The organism is Halalkalibacter okhensis, from assembly GCF_000787375.1.
Classification (GTDB): Bacteria; Bacillota; Bacilli; order Bacillales; family Bacillaceae_D; genus Halalkalibacter; species Halalkalibacter okhensis.
Genome location: NZ_JRJU01000002.1, coordinates 152,243 through 170,035 on the forward strand (window position 1 = coordinate 152,243; position 17,793 = coordinate 170,035).

Annotated in this window: 15 protein-coding genes; 4 read left to right on the forward strand and 11 right to left on the reverse strand. The window is 37.1% G+C overall.

Annotation, left to right across the window (positions count from 1 at the left end; all coding sequences use genetic code 11):
• Positions 1–16: 16 nt before the first annotated feature.
• The 6 genes from LQ50_RS02420 to LQ50_RS02445 form a co-directional block, all read right to left on the reverse strand.
• On the reverse strand, positions 17–1,495 hold the full coding sequence (locus LQ50_RS02420; protein ID WP_034625711.1) for a sugar ABC transporter ATP-binding protein: 1,479 nt from the start codon (positions 1,493–1,495) through the stop codon (positions 17–19).
• Positions 1,496–1,601: 106 nt separating this feature from the next.
• Positions 1,602–2,603 carry a sugar ABC transporter substrate-binding protein gene (locus LQ50_RS02425; RefSeq protein ID WP_034625714.1) on the reverse strand — a complete coding sequence of 334 codons (1,002 nt, stop codon included), beginning with the start codon at positions 2,601–2,603 and terminating at the stop codon, positions 1,602–1,604.
• 208 nt (positions 2,604–2,811) lie between these two features.
• Positions 2,812–3,777: a transketolase family protein gene (locus LQ50_RS02430; RefSeq protein WP_034625717.1), complete on the reverse strand. Its 966-nt coding sequence runs from the start codon at positions 3,775–3,777 to the stop codon at positions 2,812–2,814.
• Positions 3,777–4,646 carry a transketolase gene (locus LQ50_RS02435; RefSeq protein WP_034625719.1) on the reverse strand — a complete coding sequence of 290 codons (870 nt, stop codon included), beginning with the start codon at positions 4,644–4,646 and terminating at the stop codon, positions 3,777–3,779. Before LQ50_RS02435 ends, LQ50_RS02430 begins: the two co-directional genes overlap by 1 nt.
• A 35-nt stretch (positions 4,647–4,681) precedes the next feature.
• Complete coding sequence (locus LQ50_RS02440) at positions 4,682–5,728, reverse strand: zinc-dependent alcohol dehydrogenase (RefSeq protein ID WP_034625722.1); 1,047 nt, start codon at positions 5,726–5,728, stop codon at positions 4,682–4,684.
• Positions 5,729–5,746: 18 nt separating this feature from the next.
• Positions 5,747–6,532, reverse strand: a complete 786-nt coding sequence (locus LQ50_RS02445) for an SDR family oxidoreductase (RefSeq protein WP_034625724.1) — start codon at positions 6,530–6,532, stop codon at positions 5,747–5,749.
• 310 nt (positions 6,533–6,842) lie between these two features.
• Here LQ50_RS02445 and LQ50_RS24215 point away from each other — a divergent pair, with 310 nt between their 5' ends.
• The gene (locus LQ50_RS24215) at positions 6,843–8,459 is read left to right on the forward strand and encodes a helix-turn-helix domain-containing protein (RefSeq protein WP_052144544.1); all 1,617 of its coding nucleotides are present in this window, start codon (positions 6,843–6,845) and stop codon (positions 8,457–8,459) included.
• Positions 8,460–8,492: 33 nt separating this feature from the next.
• On the opposite strand, the gene LQ50_RS02455 is transcribed toward LQ50_RS24215, so the two are convergent.
• The 4 genes from LQ50_RS02455 to LQ50_RS02470 form a co-directional block, all read right to left on the reverse strand.
• The gene (locus tag LQ50_RS02455; protein ID WP_034625727.1) at positions 8,493–9,953 is read right to left on the reverse strand and encodes an aldehyde dehydrogenase family protein; all 1,461 of its coding nucleotides are present in this window, start codon (positions 9,951–9,953) and stop codon (positions 8,493–8,495) included.
• Between the two features lie 577 nt (positions 9,954–10,530).
• Positions 10,531–12,081 (reverse strand): glutathione ABC transporter substrate-binding protein, encoded by a 1,551-nt coding sequence (locus tag LQ50_RS02460; RefSeq protein ID WP_034625729.1) that lies wholly within the window; start codon positions 12,079–12,081, stop codon positions 10,531–10,533.
• Positions 12,082–12,110: 29 nt separating this feature from the next.
• On the reverse strand, positions 12,111–13,190 hold the full coding sequence (locus LQ50_RS02465; RefSeq protein WP_034625731.1) for a M24 family metallopeptidase: 1,080 nt from the start codon (positions 13,188–13,190) through the stop codon (positions 12,111–12,113).
• A 682-nt stretch (positions 13,191–13,872) separates the two neighbouring features.
• Entirely contained in the window at positions 13,873–14,469 is a 597-nt protein-coding gene (locus LQ50_RS02470; RefSeq protein ID WP_052144545.1) for an RIO1 family regulatory kinase/ATPase domain-containing protein, read from the reverse strand.
• A gap of 269 nt (positions 14,470–14,738) precedes the next feature.
• On the opposite strand from LQ50_RS02470, the gene LQ50_RS02475 reads away from it, so the two are divergent.
• The 3 genes from LQ50_RS02475 to LQ50_RS02485 are packed head-to-tail and all read left to right on the forward strand — an operon-like array spanning position 14,739 to position 17,123.
• Positions 14,739–15,206, forward strand: a complete 468-nt coding sequence (locus LQ50_RS02475; RefSeq protein WP_034625734.1) for an NUDIX hydrolase — start codon at positions 14,739–14,741, stop codon at positions 15,204–15,206.
• Between the two features lie 5 nt (positions 15,207–15,211).
• Positions 15,212–16,300, forward strand: a complete 1,089-nt coding sequence (locus LQ50_RS02480) for a glycosyltransferase (protein ID WP_034625735.1) — start codon at positions 15,212–15,214, stop codon at positions 16,298–16,300.
• A gap of 13 nt (positions 16,301–16,313) precedes the next feature.
• Entirely contained in the window at positions 16,314–17,123 is an 810-nt protein-coding gene (locus LQ50_RS02485) for a HipA family kinase (protein WP_034625737.1), read from the forward strand.
• A 28-nt stretch (positions 17,124–17,151) separates the two neighbouring features.
• Here LQ50_RS02485 and LQ50_RS02490 read toward each other — a convergent pair whose 3' ends face one another.
• A complete protein-coding gene (locus LQ50_RS02490) occupies positions 17,152–17,736 on the reverse strand; it encodes a hypothetical protein (RefSeq protein WP_034625740.1) in 585 nt (194 codons plus the stop codon).
• Positions 17,737–17,793 lie beyond the last annotated feature (57 nt).

Consider the following 17,793-nt stretch of genomic DNA (forward strand, 5'->3'; position numbering starts at 1 on the left):
TATAACCACCCCTTTCTTAAACTAGTGCTTTTTGAAGAATCTTTTCAGGACTTGCTTCAGATCCTGCCAGTTCTCCTTTTACCTGACCTTCATGGAGAACCACAATTCGATCACTTAAAGCAATAAGCTCCGCCCAGTCAGACGAAATCAATAAAACTGACTTTCCATTTTTGACTAGGTCTTGAATGACCGTATAAATCTCTCGCCTAGCCCCAACATCGACACCTCTTGTCGGTTCATCGAGTATTAAAATATCGGCATCCGAAAATAAATACTTTGCAACGACTACCTTTTGCTGATTCCCTCCACTTAAATTCACGGCTAATTGATGAATGGATGGTGTCTTAATACTAAGCTTTTGAACCAATTCCTTAGAAGCCTCATTTTCCTTAAACCAACGGATAAATCCAAGCTTATTTATCTTTTTCAATGCCGCCATTGTAAAGTTTCGATTCAATGAAAATTTTGTAATAAGTCCGTGTTCTTTTCGATCCTCTGGAACAAGAGCAATTCCGAGTTCAATTGCCTTTCTCGGATTCGAAACGTTAATCTTTTTACCTTTGTATACTAATTCACCTTCATCAAACTTATCGGCTCCGAAAATGCAACGAGCTATTTCTGTTCTACCCGCCCCTACTAAACCTGCAATACCGAGAATTTCACCTTTTTTCAACTGAAAGCTTACATTTCGGAGCTTCCCTTTTAGACTAAGATTGTTCACGGATAATATCTCATCACCGAGTTCTAACGTTTCCATAGTTGGATATTCTTCCTCGACATCACGACCAACAATCCCTCTAATGATCTCTTCTCTACTAGTTTCTTTTACAACTTTTGTGTCAATTGCTTCTCCATCTCGCATAATCGTGATCCGATTGCATATGCGATCAATTTCTTCTAAGCGATGGGAGATATAAATGACCGTTACTCCTTGTTTAATTAAGGTTTTAATCGTTTCAAACAACTGTGTTAATTCAGATCCACTTAATACAGCAGACGGTTCATCCATAATAATTAAATCGGCATTAAAGGAAAGTGCTTTGGCAATTTCAACCTGTTGCATTTGAGCTACACTAAGATCTCTCACAATCGTAGCTGGGTTTATGTCTGTTCCAACCTGTTTTAAATAATATGTTGCTTTCTCATGGACTTCTTTCCAATTCACATTGTATTTACTGCCAAAAAGCCTTCCCAAAAATATATTTTCAGCGACTGATAGCATTGGTACAAGGCTAAGCTCCTGATGAATAATGACGATTCCTTTATGCTGGGCATCGAGCGGAGATGAAAATTCTACTTTTTCACCTTTAAAGTATATCTCGCCCTCATCTGGCTGAATCACCCCTGAAAGCACCTTCATTAATGTCGATTTCCCAGCACCGTTCGCACCAAGAAGTCCATGGACTTCTCCTTTACGAACTTCTAATTCTATATCTTTAAGCGCCTTTACTCCTGGAAATGATTTGCTGATTCTCTTCATTTCTAAAATACTCATTACTATCACCCACTCGTATTTTTTCTGGCACGAATATTAAACAGAAGGGCTTATTTACTAAAGCCCTTCTTAAAGATTCTAAGGTTATACTAGAACTAGATTCTTATTAATAAGTCGGCGTAAAGCTATCTAAGTTGTCAATCGTCAGTTTTCCTAAAGGAACATCGACAACTTTATCTACTTCTTCACCATTAATGACTTTTTTTGCTACCTCCATTTGCATTTCAGCCGTCCAAACTAAATCTTCCGTTACCGTTCCATACATTTCTCCAGCTTCTATTGCATCAACTGCCTCAAATGTTCCACCTAAACTAATGACAGAAACTTGATCTAGCTTGCCCTCTTGTCTTAGAGCTTGAATCGCTCCCATTGCCATATCATCGTTGTGGACGAAAACACCATCAAGGTCAGGATACTTCGTTAAGTAGTTTTGCATAATCGCTAATGCTCTTGAACGGTCCCATTGCTCTGACACTTGTTTCTCTAAAATTTCAACATTTGTTCCTTCTAATGCTTGCTCAAAGCCTGCCGTTCGCTCTGTCACCGTAATTCCAGGGTCTCCTTCAATAATGGCTACCTTTCCTCCATCTACTAGCGCCTCTTGCATCAATTCAGCAGCAAGATTACCCGCTTTAATATTATCTGGCCCCACAAATGAGGCAATATATTCATCAGCAGACGGCGAAACTGGAAGTGTACCAACAATAACGTGAATGCCAGCTTCATGTAGTTCTTTAACACTTGGTACAATCCCCTCTGGATCAATAACGTTCACAAATACAGCATCTACACCTTGTGTTAATAGATTTCTAGCTTGTGTCGCTTGTGTTTGTGGGTCAAATTGCGCATCCATGTTTACAATAGTTCCATTTGCCTCAGCCGCAACTTCTTCAAGTCTATTTAGAATCACCTGAACTGGTGGAACAGATGTCGCAGACCACAATGCACCAATGACAAAATCTGAGTCACTAGTATCCACGTTTTCAGTTGGAGCTGGATCAGCTGGATTAGCTGGGTTTTCGTTTGATGAACTTTGGTTTGCTGAACCACATGCTGCTAAAGTCAAAACAGCCACCAATGAAACCATTAGTAAATAAAATCTGTTCATAAGTATTTCCCCCTGCTAAATTAGTTTTTTATAAGTATAAATTCTAAGTTCTTCTATTTTTTCTCTAGAACTTTTAAAGTGACATAAATAGCATTGTAAACTCCCCATAATATTTTTCGTAAACGCTTTCAGTTTCTGGTTAGTGTTTTGTTTAAAATCTGAGGAAGCTCAGCTAATAGTTGGATGATACTAGCTGATTAGCTTCTATTTACTTCAAGAAATCCTTAACTGTTTCAGCGATTCCTTCTGGTGCCATCCCATAATAACGGTAAACTTCGTCTGGCTCACCAAGCACACAAAATTCGTCTGGGAGAGCAATTCGTTTAAACCGACAAGGAATACTAGATTCAGCAATCAATTCTGCAACCGCCCCACCAAGTCCACCGTTGATACTATGGTCTTCTACTGTGACAATACATCCAGTTTCTGATGCTGCTTGCAAGACAGCTTCTTCATCAAACGGTTTAATTGTATGCATATCTAATACTCTTGCATGAATCCCTTGCTTTGCAAGTTCTTCAGCCGCTTTGAATGACCAATATACACTGCTACCTGTACCAATAAGTGTTAAATCAGTGCCTTCCTTCACTTTGATTGCTTTACCAATTTTAAATTCATAATCATTATCCGCATACACATCTGGCTCTGCTCCCCGTGCAATGCGAATGACCATTGGACCTGGATAGACCATAGATTCTCTAACAACTCTTGCACACTGATTGGCATCAGCAGGACAAACAATCGTTAAGTTAGGTACTGCCCGGTAAAAGGCAAGATCAGCAATCACATTATGTGTTGGGCCTCCACCTGATGTAACACCCGCATGAGTTCCTATTAATCTAACAGGTACATCGTTGTAGGCAATATCGGCATGTATTTGATCTGCAGCTCTTAATGGTAGAAATGGTCCAAATACTTGTGAAAATACGACTTTTCCTGAAAGTGCCAAGCCTGCTGAAACCCCTACTTGATTCGCTTCAGCAATTCCCACATTAAAGCAACGATCTGGATAATCGGCCATAAATTTTCCTACTGTAGAAGAAGGAGCTACGTTATCAGAGCAAGTAAAAGCAAATTCTAACCCTTCTTCAGCCATTTTTCTTAATTCCGTCCCATACACTTCTCTAGCAGATGATAAAATCTCGTCAAAATTTAATGTTACTCTAGTCGTCATTATTGTCTCACCTTCCTTGTATTTTCAATGGACTCAATTGCCTCTTCTAACTTTTCTTTACTTAATGAACCTGCATGCCAGCCAACAACATTTTCCATAAAAGCTACACCAGCACCTTTTACCGTATTTGAAATGATACAGACTGGTTTTCTTCTTACATGAGGGTCTGATTCAGGAAGAGATTCCAATGCCTCGCAAACTTCTCTCATGTCATTCCCATTAATTTCAATAACATCCCATCCAAATGCCTTTAGTTTTTCATCAAGTGGGTCCACAGTAACGGTGTTGGCCGTATTGCCTGACATTTGTAGATCATTTTTATCCACAATAGCAACTAGGTTCCCCAATTGGTATTGACCTGCTGCCATAAATGCTTCCCAGTTTGTTCCTTCTTGAAGCTCACCATCCCCTAAAATACAGAACGTTCTCCACTTTTCACCAGACATTCTTGCACCTAAAGCAAGCCCAGTTGCAATTGGTAAGCCGTGACCTAAAGAACCTGTTGACGCTTCAATCGCTTCAATGTATTTACGATTTGGGTGCATACTAAATTTGCCTGTTGCAAGCGTGTTAAAATGCTCAACCATATAATCCATTGTGTACATTCCTAAATCTGAATAGATCGTATACAACGTCTCACCACAATGTCCTTTACTTAAAATAAGTCTGTCTCGATCAGGCATTTCTGGATTTGTTGGATCATAATTCATATATTTATAGTAAAGTGCGACAGCCACATCAACCATCGACAACTCTCCACCTAAATGCCCTGCTGTTGCAATGCGATAAATATACGTACATAAATCTTTTCTAATATCAATGGCTTTATCTTCAAGCTGTGTGACTAATTCGATATCAACATTTCCCATGTGTCATAACCTCTTTTCTTAGAATTTACTAACTTTTATTCATCACATTTAATTAATACTTTTGGATACTTTCCACTCATATGAGCATCAAACGCTTCGACTCCTTGTGTAAGTGAAAATACTTTTTGTATAAAAGGCTCTAAATCTAGTTTAGGAAGCATTTGGACAGCCCTTGGAAAGGCATAAGGTGCCACAAATATCCCTGAAATCGTCAATTCGTTGAAATAACATTTATCATAAAGGTTTAATGGCATTTCATACTCTTTCGGAAACATCGCAATATATAATACCGTTCCTCCTTTAGCTGCAATCTCTAATGCAACATTTGCAGCTCTTGGAGATCCTGATGCTTCAATCACTACATCAAATCCTCGACCATCATTGATTTGATTTGACTCCTCTTCGACATCCTGATTAATTGGGTCAATGACATAATCTGCCCCAAATTGTTTTGCTAGATTTCTTCTTTCTTCAATAGGTTCAATTAGTGTTAACGATGTTGCTCCAAAATGTTTAAGCATTTGCAAGGTTAATAGGCCAATAGGTCCACCACCTGAAATCGCGACACGCTGTCCGACCTTCATATTGGCTTTATCGACAATTCTTACTGCAATTGCAACTGGCTCCAATAAACAAGCCTCTTCTAAAGATACGTCATCTGGAATCTTCCAAACTTGTGACTCATGCCAAACAATCGTTTCAGCCATTCCTGGCCGGTTATAATCGAAGAGATTTTCACAAAATTGCTCCTGTCCGTTTAAGCAGTAGTAGCATGTGCCACAAAACTTAAGGAAATTACCAGCCACTCTATCTCCAATTTTCAATCCCTTTTTCGTAGCCTTTGAACCCAGTTCCACGATCGTCCCGGATACTTCATGACCTAGACCAAATGGGGGCTCGAGGTCAAAGACTCCTTCCACTAAATGAGGGTCTGAACCACAGATGGAGCAATAGGCTACCTTCAGTCGCACATCTTCTTCTCCTAACTCCTGTTCTGGGAAATCTAGGACCTCCACTCTCCCTCTTGTTTCCACATTTGGATCTTTCAAGCTACCAATCTTTGTCACTGCAACTGTTTTCAAAAGAGCACCTCCTGTTTATTAAATCGTTGATGCAAATCCTCCATCAACACTGATCGTAAATCCATTAATATAATCTGATGCACTGCTTGCTAGGAACAAAGCGGTTCCCATCAAATCATATGGATCGCCCCATCGACCTAGAGGAATGCGGTCATTGATTTTGTTGTAGTACTCTTTATTTTGACTGATTTCTTGATTTACTTCTGTCACGAGAAACCCAGGTGCAATGGCATTGGTTTGAATGTTGTATTGCCCCGTTTCTGCTGCAAACACTCTTGTTAAACCAACGATTCCATGCTTACTCGTTGTATACGGTGGACATTTCTTATCTGCAGTGAAGGCAAGAGCTGAAGCAATATTAATAATTTTTCCTGACTTTTGTTCTATCATTTCCTTTGCCACTCTTTTGCTTAAGTAATAGACTGCATTTAAATTAATGTCCATGATCTTTTCCCAGGCTGCGTCTGGATATTCCGTGAATTCTCCAAACTTACTTGCTCCAGCATTATTGACAAGAATATCAATTCTGCCGTATTCCCTCATACATGTATCAACGATATTTTGAATATAGTTTTTATCTGTTAAATCGCCTTGTAGAAACTTTACTTTTTGTCCGGTTTCTTCAACTAATTGTGTGATTTCTGAAACATCTTCTGTTAGATGCGGGATAAATAAATCCGCTCCAGCCTTTGCGAAAGCTACTGCGTATGCCATTCCAAGTCCTTGATTAGCTCCGGTCACAATAGCAACTTTGCCTTTTAATGAAAATAGATTCAATGAAAAATCAGTTATTTTGTTTTCCATACTAACCTCCTTATGTTCTGTTTTATCTACAATTAAAGTATTTCTTGTGCTACCATTACATTGAATACGCTTACTAACGAATGATCAGATAGCTATTTTTTCTCTTTATTTCATTTTCTAAAATGAATTTTTGTATGTATCTTGTTGTTAAATACATTGTACTGAATTGATTCTTAATTCTGGTGTTCATTTTTTAGCAATAGGTGTTATTTTTTATAATTTTCCGATGATTTTCAATAGTATTTTTTTATCTATAGAAAAAAGAATTCAGATGTTGTAAAATCTATTTAATCTTATGGAGGGGGTACCTATGAGTCTATCAATCATTTTGTGCGCCGAAGATGAAATTTCATCTATTATTACTGAGTTCGCTGCTAATAATACGAAAGAATTTTCGATTACTTACGTCACTAATTCCTATGAAACATGTATTGATAAGGCTGTTGAACTAAAGGCTGATATTATTATTTTTCAGCTTCTCCATCCTATATACAGAGTGCAGAATTTTTTTGTTGATTTAATGCACGCCAATATTTCTCCAACCCTACTTGCCTTTCATTTAAAGCCTGAAAATGTAATCGCTTACTCAGTTACTAGCAACCCAAATCAACATCTACTTAACCGTTTAAAACATTTTTTTCAACTCTCCTTAATCGAAAGATACAATTGCCGATTTAATACGATCGGTGAAGCAAAAGATTCAAATCTTATTATGAATTCGAGAATTAAAACATTAGAAAAAGCAGAATATCTCAAAGACATTTTACGAGGAGTTACTTATAATGAATTTTTATATTATAAGAAAATAGCTAACCTTAATCTAAATTTATCCGGCTACTATCTGTACATTTGTAATTTATTAGACATCGAATATTCGGATCATGATCTCAATAAAAATATTTATTACTTTGTTGGGGAAGAGTTTGTGAAGGAGTCTCAAGACGTGTTAGATTCATATCATGGAGGCGAAGCTTTTTATATCAATCCACTATTAATAGGAATTATTATAAATGCTGATCACTCTAAGAGCGAGGCGACTCAACAGCGAGTTCTATTAGAAGTTACAAACAAACTTAATAAAGTAATGGATATGAAAACAGCTTTAAAGTACAGAAGTACCTATATTAAAAATATTGAAGATATCAGGGAAGGATATGAAGCATTTCATCGACAACAAATTTACTTTTTCTTTTGCCAAGATGCACCTTTAATTACTCAAGAATACATCCATTCAATAAGAAAAGAAATTGACTATACGGTCATTGATGAAATTCTTAGAGAAATTAAAGAAATTATTAACCTAAATATCGCTGATCCGAAACTCATACAATTAATTAAACAGCTATTCTTAGATTATGTGAAACCTAGCTTAAGCTATAATTTATTTTATTACTGTCAAACTTCATTGTTAAGTGCACTAGTAACCAAATATAATAGCTTATGCAATAATACGTTTAGCGACAGTTATTCTCCAAGAGAATTATTTTATTGCTCCATTGAACAACGGTGTAATGACTTTATCGAAAATATCCTATTACTAAAAGGCAAGCTTTCCAATAGTACAATGGTCAAAAACTCTTTTGTTCTACAAGCCATTGATTTTATTCATAATCATTATGCAGATGAGATTACCGTAAACTACATTGCTGAAAATCTGAATATTAGCAATTCCTATTTAAGTCAAATGTTTACAAAGGAGATGGGGATAAGTCCAATAAAATACCTTGTTTCCTATAGGATTCAAAAGGCAAAAGAATTAATTTCATCCTCTAAAGATTTGTTAGTAGCTGACGTCGCTTCGAAAGTTGGCTTTTTTGAAGTCAAACACTTTTCTAAAACATTTAAAAAGGTTACGGGGTTAACTCCTATGCAGTATAAGAAAAATCATGGAAAAATTGAATTCATCACAGTAAAAGGAACAAATTAGTAAATCACTACTAATTTGTTCCTTTTTTTACAATTAAAAAGCAAATTGGCGATACTTCGTTTGAACAGAAACCCATTTTGTAACCGTAAATTCTTCTACTACCCATGGATTCCCAAAGCGTCCCAATCCACTAGCTTTGTTACCTCCAAAAGGAATGTACGGTGCATCATTTACTGTTTGATCATTAATATGAGTCATACCTGCATCTACTTGTAATGCAAGCTCTTCTCCACGTTGCAAATCAGATGTAAAGATAGCTGAGCTTAATCCATGCTCTGTATCATTCGCAAATTCTATCGCTTGTTCATCTGTTTCTGCTTTTATAATCGTTGCAATTGGGGCAAACAATTCACTTTGTGCAAGTTTGCTAGAATTATTAACATTCGTGAAAACAAAAGGTGTCAAAACATTACCAATGCGTTGACCTTCGAGCGCGACTGTTGCTCCCTCTTTCTTTGCTTCTCCAATAAAGTTAAGTGCTTTTACCATTTGTGCTTTGTTAACTAGTGGTCCAATAACAGTACTTGGATCGCTTGTATCACCATAAGGTAGTGCTTTTGCTCTTTCTACGAACTTTTCAACAAACTCATCATGTTTATCTTGATGGACAATAATACGATTAATAATCATACAAATTTGACCTTGATGAATGAACTTACCGAAAACAGCCGCATCAACAGCACGATCTACATCTGCGTCTGATAATACAATTAATGGACTATTGCCACCTAGCTCCAGCGCAACACGTTTCAAGTTACGTCCAGCAATTTCACCTATTTTTCTTCCTACAGCTGTAGAACCAGTGAAACTAATTAACTTGGAGTGAGGATTTGTCAGCATTTCATCGCCAATCTCTTCAACGTCAGTCATGATAACATTTAGAACACCTTTTGGTAGGCCTGCATGCTCAAATGCTTTTGCAAGAATAATTCCTCCACTTAACCCAACTTGAATATCTGGCTTATGAACAACACTATTACCTAATGCTATGGCTGGTGCAATCGTACGCATGGATAGATTCATTGGAAAATTAAATGGTGAAATTGACGTAACTACACCTAACGGGATTCGATGAATGTGATTTAACTTTCCATCAACATGACCTGGAACTTCTTTTACGGTATTAATTTCGTCTGCATACTTAATAGATTCCTCAAGAAATTCCAGCGTTAAATGTAACTCCACATTCGCTTTTAAAATAGTCCCTCCGGTTTCTCGACTGATTAGATTAACGATCTCATCACGATTTTCTTTTAAATACTCAGCAGCTTTATGCAAGACTTCACGGCGTTCTTCTACTGTCCTTTTTCCCCATATTTTCTGGGCTTCCTTTGCCACCTCAAAAGCTTCTGCTACTTGCCCTTTCGTTGCTAAAGGGACTTTCATAATTAATGAGTCATCAAAGGGGTTAGTAATATCATAGGTTCTGTGACTTTTTCCTTCCGTCCACTCTCCATTAATAAAGCTTTTGTTAACACTTTCAAAGTTTTGCAATTCAATCACCCTTTTCAAAGTATTTTTTGTATGCGCTTACATAAGATGTGAACTAATACTACTTTTACGTAAAAGACATTAAGAAACCTTTACGTTTTTTGGTATAGTTTGATTATACAGAATATTTTTTTGGTCTGGTGTGTTTTTTTTAGGAATAGGTGTCTGTTTTTATAAATTTCGTTATATTAGAGGAGCAATAATTATTTTGTGATATACTCTTTAAACTCTAGTATTCTCAATTATTTTAAATAAATTGGTAACTAGCACTTCTGTGTTTTAAATGTTTCGCCTATTTTATGACCTGCGCATTCAAGGTACCTTTTTTCAGTGCCTTTAAATCATTGGGCGAAAAATTTAAATACTAACGAAACGGAAAAGAGGGTGATTCCAAACATAGTTGGATCACCCTTTTAAACTGGATTTCAAATTTTTTAACCTTTTAGCAATGACTTACATGTATATGAAATTCACCTCTATGATTCTGATCCTCACAACTTTTCGCTCTTTTCAGTAACCAATGCCATGGCTCCTTGTCTTGTCTCAACAAAGAGTGGGTCACCTGTCATGTTCCCTTCCCCTATTGAATAGTCACCTCATCTAACATCATAATGCGAGATGGGTGAAGCCAGAAGCCTTCTACACCGTTCCCAATCGCTGCAACATATTCTGTGTGCCTAAGTAGAACCAACGGAGCATCTTCCACTTCAATTTCTTGTGCTTCATGATACAAGGCTAAACGCTTCTCTAAATCAGATTCTTGACGACCTTCATTAATTAAACGGTCCACTTCTTCGTTATGGTAAAATGAACGATTTCCTGCGTCCCCATGTGTGTCCGAGTGGTATAAATAATATTGATTGTAATCAGCGTCTCCCGTCATATTAGACCAACCAAGAATAAACATATCGTGTTGACCGGAACCCGTATTCTCTAGATACGCCCCCCATTCCAACACTTCAATATTGACATCTATTCCAATTTCAGACAATTGCGCTTGTACGACTTCGGTAATATCCATACGTTCTTTATTATCATTTGTCCAAATGGTCGTTTCAAAACCATCCTCATAACCAGCTTCAGCTAACAGACGTTTTGCCTCTTCGATATCATAGTCATAACCTTTAATATCCGGATGATAGCCCCAAACTCCCGGTCCCATAGGTCCTTCAGCCTTAATCCCAACTCCATTGTAGACATGTTCAACAATAGCATCGGTATCAACTGCTAAATTTATTGCTTGCCTTACGCGAATATCGTCGAAAGGTTCTTTATTCATATTAAAACCAATATAATCAATTCCTAATCCTTCACTTCGATAGAGGCTCATTTCTGAAGACCCTTCAATTCGACTAAGATCACTAGTTGGGACCGGCTCGGCAATATGCGCCTCTCCTGTTTCCACTTCTGCAAGACGGGTTAAATCTTCTGGTACCACTTTAAAGACCACTTCATCCACCTTCATGCCACCACCCCAATGTTCTTCATTGTTTATGAGAACAATATCTTGACCTGGGTTCCATGAGCCAAATTTTAATGGTCCAGTACCAACTGGATTTTCCCCTAAAGAACTGCTTCCATCATAGTCAGCCTCAATAGTTGCTGGACTGATGATCCCCCCAGAATAGTGAGCAAGATTAGATAAAAGTGGTGAAAAAGGATATTCAGTTACTAGTTTTATTTCATAATCACTTATCACTTCAATTTCTGTAATCATCTCAAATAAAGAAGCACGAGTAGAGGCTACTTCTGGATCGAGAACTCGTTCAATCGTAGCTGATACAGCTTCAGCGTTGAAATCAGTTCCATCATGGAACGTAACTCCTTCTCTTAGCTTGAACGTCCAAGTATAATCATCTACTCTCTCCCATTCTTCTGCCAACCCTGGTTGAATCTCCATATCCTGGTCTTGCGTAACAAGAGTTTCATAGATTTTTCCGTGATAAACATTGGCAGATGGAATATCCGCTCCCAAGTGGGGGTCTAGCTGTGTGGCATCTGAAAGAACGGCCACTCTTAATGATCCACCCTCTTGTACTTCACTTGTTCCACTTTCTGGTTCACTAGCGCACCCCACAAGTACTAGGGTACTAATGATTAGAGCTGATAACCAATTATGTAATTTCTTCATTCTGTATTCCCCACTTTCTAGATGTCATTTTAATTTGCGTTAATAATCTGCAATTCTTTTGTTGATTTAGTAGCATTCTCATAGCCTTCTTCTGTGATAATAAGAAGGTCTTCAATTCGAACTCCTCCCCAGCCTGGAAGATAAATACCTGGTTCAACTGTGATGACCATACCAGGTTCTAGCACAGTTTTATCCGTAGACCTCATAACTGGCTTTTCATGAATCTGTAAGCCGAGGGCATGTCCTAAACTGTGGCCAAAGTTATCACCGTACCCCGCTTCCCGAATAATTGAACGGGCTACTTCATCTAATTCTGAACATACTTTTCCTGGTCCTATATGTTTGAGAGCTTCTAGTTGCGCATGTTTCACAATGCTATATATGTCTTTTTGCTTTTCCGTTGGTTCGCCTATGACCACGGTTCGTGTAAAGTCAGAGTAATAGCCTTCAACGATAGCTCCTATATCCATTTTCACGAATTCACCAATTTGAACAACACGATTGGTTGCCGCACCATGTGGTAACGAAGATCGTTCACCAGAAGCTATCACATGATTTGCTTTAATTCCCTCAGCACCATTTTTTTTCATTATGTACTCGAGTTCTAACCCAATCTCTTTTTCCGTTAATCCTGGTTTGATAAACGTAAGAATGTGCTTAAAAGCTAAATCACAAATGGCTACACCTTTTTTTATTTTCTCGATCTCACTTGCATCTTTTATTTTACGAATATTACCCACCGCTTCATCTATGGAGACAATTGATAGAGAACTGGCCTTCTTCTTAATGTCTCTTAAAAAACCTATAGAAAGCGAGTCTTCAATCCCAGCTTCGTTCACCCTCATTTTTGTTAAGTGCGCTCCAACGGATTCCGATAACACACCAATATGCTGAATAACTTCAAACATTGGCGCTTCCTCTTTCGCCTGTTGAACATACCTAAAATCTGTCAGTAAAATCATTTCGTTTTCCGAAATTAATAAGGCGCCACTTGTCCCAGTAAAATTTGAAAAATAACGTCGATTCTCAGCAGAAACAATTAATACCACATCAAGGTTCTCTTTACTCATTTCCATGCGTAGCTTATCAATTCTATTTTGTATAAACATAGTACCTCCTACTCCAAAAAACATTTTGAACTTAATATCTAATTATTTATTAACATTTGTAAACCATTATAAATAAAAGGTTCCGAAATGACAATGGTATAATTCAGAAACATCGAAATTGATAGAATAATTTTATGATTCATCCGAATTTTCATTTTCAACTATCCTTTCTTCAATCCGGAAAAAACTGAAAAAGGTGCCTGCTCTCCAGCGCATTTTAAAGCACCGGGGAACAGGCACTAAAATAAAAGGACTTCACCTTTTCACTATTTATTGTCACAGGACTTCAGGGATTAACCTGTATTTCAAATTTTTTTGACCCTTTAGAGTGTTTCCTTCATTATATCGGAACTAAAAAAGTAAGAGATCCGTCCCCTTACTTCGCTAATTAAAAGTCATGCATCACAAATACAAGGCTACCTCTTCACGCTATATAATTTATTAATCGCCACGATTTTATTAAATTCATATTTCCCGCTGTTTGTACAGTTCCGCAATCAAAACAAATCCTCCTTTCTATGTCCCTTTAACAATGAATTACATTTATAAAAATTATCAAAGCTATTACTCTCTAATTGCCACAGGCAATCAGAGAGTGTTAGAACACGGATCCTTTCTCTTCGCATAAGAAAAAGCTCGGACTATTACGAGCTTTCTTTCTGGCACCATTAAGCTTCTTCCCCTATATCGAACTGAAATCGATATTTTCTTGCCAATCTTCATAAGAGTCAGGATCGATCTCCTTTGCTTGTTCCAAAAAAGTGTTCAATAAACCTAATTTCTTAAGATCACGAAACATCTTTGGGTTATATGGATCATGCATGGTAAGACCATCAGAATGATCAATTGCTTTTAGCACATCTCCCTCTGTTACGATAAAATGCCCAATTGAAGTCTTTATTCTAGTAAATCCGACTCTCTTTAATTCCTTTCGAATCATGATAATTTGTTCCGTGAATTCTTTGGGCATTTTTTTAATCTTTTTTAAATAATCTTTTAAATTTGTACCTTGTAAATACTCCATAATGACATAGTTTGATCCGACTTCATAAACTTGCGGCACAATATTAAGATCAGCTGCTGCTTCTAGTGCATTTCCTTCTTTCATTGCCGCATTTGGCTTCACGTAAATTTTTACACACCGATCTTCACTCAGCTGAAAAACAGCACCTTGGCTGCCTTTCCCAATTAGTTTTAATTTAGTTGGGTTTTTAATTTTAAGCTCCTTTTTATCACCCTTCTCTATTCGTTCCACTGTAATTAATTTGAATTCATTCATCTAAATCACCTTCTCCCTACTTTTTAACTTTCATAATCTAAAATATGAAAAACTCTATTTAATGATCTAGGTTTATATTGTTGTTTCATCAATTTGGATATATCCTCTATTTACTACTAGTTCGCTTATTAAGCACATGTTGATTGCACCAAAATATATGAAAATATATGTTTGTCCGGTTCAATTTTCAATCAACTTGAATTTAATAGGAAAAGAACTCCCATTCATAGTTTCTTATGTTAAGAGAATCATCAGAAAGGAGAAAATTAATGGGGTATATTGAAGAACTACGATCCCTTGTTGGAAACAGACCTTTAGTCTTAACCGGGGTAACTGCTTTGGTTATCGATCAACATAGCCACATCCTGATGGTACAATCTGACGAAATGTGGAAATTGCCAGGTGGCTTTATTGAATTGGGAGAATCTGCAGAAGAGGCATGCAGGCGTGAAATTCTAGAGGAAACAGGGATTAAGATCGGCGACCTTGAATTAATTGGAGTTTTTTCCGGGAACCACTTCTATACTCAGTTACCTAATGGCGATGAATATTATCCTGTTACCATTGCTTATGTAACAGAAGATATACGCAGTGGTAATTTAAAGCCAGACGAAAAAGAAATACAGAAAGTGCAATTTTTTAAGTGGTCCGCTTTTCCAGAGGATTTAAGTGAACGCGATCGTCAAATCTTTCAACTTTTCATTGAAAACTTGATATCAAACAGACAAAGGAGGTAAAAAATTTGAAGACGATTGCTTTTTATATAAAGGAACCTATGAAAGTAAATCAAGGATTTATGTATGATCAGACTGTTCTATTAGATCAATATCGTCCTATTGTAATAGGTCCCTTTCCAAATAGTAACAATGCTTTATTTAAGTTTAAAGATTTTTATAATTTGAATGAAATTCAAGATCTTAGTGCCTTCTTTAAAGAACAAAATGTAGTAGCCATTCATGCACATCAAGGAAAACACGCTCTCGATATTTTACCAATTGCCACTAAGTATGACATTCCTCTAATCGTCCATTTCCGTGGCCGTGACTCCTCTACACAAACAGAAAAAAGATACCGTAAAAACCTTAAACGATATCAGGAGTTAGTCAAATACGGAGAAGGTTATTTCGCCGTTTGCCACTTTCTTGCAGGTGAATTAAAAAGATTAGGCTTTCCAGAAAACAAAATACACGTTCTTTATGGCGGACTCGACCTAGATTTACATCCATTTTCAACTCATTCTTTGCCTGCAAATGGGGAGATCAGAATCTTATCCGTAGCCAGACTGGTAGAGAAAAAAGGATTTCTCACACTATTAAAAGCGTTCCAACGAATTCAAGATAAATACCCACAAGTCACACTTCACATAATTGGTACAGGGAAGGATGAAGAAAAGATTCAAAATCATATCGATGAACAACAATTACATGATCGAGTTTTTCTTAGGGGATCTATGAATTCGATGCAAATTTCAAAAGAATTAAAAACTGCCCACCTCTTTTGTCTTGCGAGCGAAACAGGGGAAGATGGCGATGTAGAAGGAATCCCAAACGCATTAAAAGAAGCCATGGCTAGTGGTCTACCAGTTGTATCTACCTTCCACGGAGGGATACCAGAATTAATTGAGCATAAAAAAACAGGATACTTAGCACCAGAGAAAAATGATTTTGAACTGGCTCAAGGATTAATGCATTTCCTCGATCATCCAGAACTATGGAGTCGTTATACAAAACTCGCAAGACAGGTCATAGAAGAAAAGTTTGATTTAAAAAAGCAAATTCAGGAACAACAAAGACTTTACGGCATCATCGAGGGCAAATTTCAAAATAAGTAAGGGAGGTATTTTTATGACAACAAGCAAGAACACGACAGATGAGGTTATTCATCCTGTTAAGTATGTAGAAACATTAAGAGGGGGGACTGCACATGTTATTCTGTTCAGCGATGGAAAAAAATACGTAGTAAAGTGGTTCGGTGTGAAAAAAGCAAGAGGAAAAGAAGTAGTCAATGAATATGTAGTGTCCAAATTGGCTCAACTCCTTTCACTCCCCATTGTCCCGTTTAAACTTGTATACATTCCAGAGGATTTCTTAAAAAACACTCCACAATTACACAAAAAGAAACAAAGCTATCATTCCGGAATTCATTATGCTTGCGTCTTCATCGAAAACTCGACCGTATTTGAAAATGTTAGACAATCTCTCCCCTCGAAAACAGAAGTTAAAAATCGGGATATGCTCGCTGGTGTAACTGTATTTGACCAATGGTTAAATAACTCTGACCGGGGAACAATGAATGTGATTTTAGAACGCTTAAGTGATGAACGCTATTATGTGCATATGATTGATCATGGGAGGTGCTTTCCTGGAGGCTATCAATGGACTTCAAAAACACTTATGAATGAGCCAGTATATACCTATCATTGGCCTTTTTATAAATGGGTATACTCTCTTTTACATGATGCTCAAGAGCTAACATCATATATTGATAATATTGTAGATTTGCCAAACGAATCCATCTATGAAGTGATTCAATCTATTCCAAATGAATGGAATGTAGATACAGAAGACAAAGAAGCACTCTACCAATTTCTATTAAAACAGAAAAAAGACTTACCAAATATCATAAATACCATTATTGAGTATCAGGGACAGTAGGGACAGTCATATTCCTTGTCCCTGTCTCTCATTCAACCACATCAACAATATCCCAATTATATGTATCAACGAGATACTTAATAGACTGAACCGTTAAGTAATCTTGTGAATCATAAGGAATCGTAATAGTTAGATTGCCATCTGAAAACGAGTATGCAGTTACTCGCTTCGTACTCTCATCCACTACCCTCGTCACTTCTAATACATCATCCCATTCAATACGGTCCTCAGACAATGTCCAGAATGAATTTTTTTTAACACCATCCTCGTCAAGATAAGCATAATGAGTAATAGAACATACAAACAGAATAACAGCTAATCCAAGAAAAAGCAGATGTAGCCATGTTAACTTATACGTTCGGTCTCTCTTTTCCGAGTACACCTTCGTTAACAATAAGGAAAACAAAACAATAGCAGTCCAAACCATTCCAGCACCGAATCCGATATAAGCTGCTTTTGGTCTAATAAAAGACCAGTGATCAACAGAAAAGAATAGCCAATCTTGAATGAAAATGATTGCCACAATAGGTACAAAAAAGGATGTAACAAGTAAAAGCATCCCTGATGTGGCTAAGTATGGAAACAGTGTATTGAAATCCGTATTGCGTAACACTTAACCCCCTCCCTCCTCTCACTTTTCAAAAGGTATTCTATTATCTTAGTCATACCT

What these genes read in the sequence shown, in the direction of transcription:
- LQ50_RS02420 (WP_034625711.1), bottom strand. Translation starts at nt 1,495, where the DNA reads ATGAGTATTTTAGAAATGAAGAGAATCAGCAAATCATTTCCAGGAGTA.
- LQ50_RS02425 (WP_034625714.1), bottom strand. Translation starts at nt 2,603, where the DNA reads ATGAACAGATTTTATTTACTAATGGTTTCATTGGTGGCTGTTTTGACT.
- LQ50_RS02430 (WP_034625717.1), bottom strand. Translation starts at nt 3,777, where the DNA reads ATGACGACTAGAGTAACATTAAATTTTGACGAGATTTTATCATCTGCT.
- LQ50_RS02435 (WP_034625719.1), bottom strand. Translation starts at nt 4,646, where the DNA reads ATGGGAAATGTTGATATCGAATTAGTCACACAGCTTGAAGATAAAGCC.
- LQ50_RS02445 (WP_034625724.1), bottom strand. Translation starts at nt 6,532, where the DNA reads ATGGAAAACAAAATAACTGATTTTTCATTGAATCTATTTTCATTAAAA.
- LQ50_RS24215 (WP_052144544.1), top strand. Translation starts at nt 6,843, where the DNA reads ATGAGTCTATCAATCATTTTGTGCGCCGAAGATGAAATTTCATCTATT.
- LQ50_RS02460 (WP_034625729.1), bottom strand. Translation starts at nt 12,081, where the DNA reads ATGAAGAAATTACATAATTGGTTATCAGCTCTAATCATTAGTACCCTA.
- LQ50_RS02465 (WP_034625731.1), bottom strand. Translation starts at nt 13,190, where the DNA reads ATGTTTATACAAAATAGAATTGATAAGCTACGCATGGAAATGAGTAAA.
- LQ50_RS02470 (WP_052144545.1), bottom strand. Translation starts at nt 14,469, where the DNA reads ATGAATGAATTCAAATTAATTACAGTGGAACGAATAGAGAAGGGTGAT.
- LQ50_RS02475 (WP_034625734.1), top strand. Translation starts at nt 14,739, where the DNA reads ATGGGGTATATTGAAGAACTACGATCCCTTGTTGGAAACAGACCTTTA.
- LQ50_RS02485 (WP_034625737.1), top strand. Translation starts at nt 16,314, where the DNA reads ATGACAACAAGCAAGAACACGACAGATGAGGTTATTCATCCTGTTAAG.